This window comes from Microbispora sp. H10670 (assembly GCF_014161385.1).
In the GTDB taxonomy this organism is placed as follows: domain Bacteria; phylum Actinomycetota; class Actinomycetes; order Streptosporangiales; family Streptosporangiaceae; genus Microbispora; species Microbispora triticiradicis.
On record NZ_JABBWW010000107.1, the window covers coordinates 1 to 562 of the forward strand.

Annotated in this window: 1 protein-coding gene; it reads right to left on the bottom strand. The window is 73.5% G+C overall.

Features of this window, described 5'->3' with window-relative positions:
• On the bottom strand, positions 1 to 562 hold a 562-nt coding region (locus HHX33_RS34770), incomplete at both ends, for an acyltransferase domain-containing protein (RefSeq protein ID WP_182878266.1).

The following is a 562-nucleotide window of genomic DNA, read 5'->3' on the forward strand; positions in this document are numbered from 1 at the left end:
CGCTGGAAGGCGTAGGTGGGCAGGTCGACGCGGCGGGCGCCGGTCTCGGCGTAGAAGGCCTGCCAGTCGACCGGGACGCCGGCGGTGTGCAGCTGGCCGAGCGCGGCGACAACGGTGTCCGCTTCGGGCCGCTCTGCCCGCATGGTGGCGGTGAAGACGGTGGTGTCGGCCTCGTCGAGGGTCTGCTGGGCCATCGCGCTCAGCACCGCGTCCGGGCCCAGCTCCACGAACCGGGTCACCCCCTGGCCGGCGAGGGTACTGACGGCGTCGGCGAACCGCACCGCGCCCCGCACCTGGTCCACCCAGTACCGCGGCGTGCCGAACCCGTCGTCGGCGAGACCGCCGGTCACGGTGGACACGATCGGGATCGACGCCGGAGCGTAGTCCAGAGATCCCGCTACCTCGGCGAAGTCGGCGAGCATCGGCTCCATCAGGTGGGAGTGGAAAGCGTGGGAGACCCGCAACCGGCGCGTCTTCCGCCCCTGCTCCGCCAGCCGCGCCGCCAGGGCCAGAACCGGGCCCTCCTGCCCGGAGACGACCACCGCACGCGGCCCGTTGACCG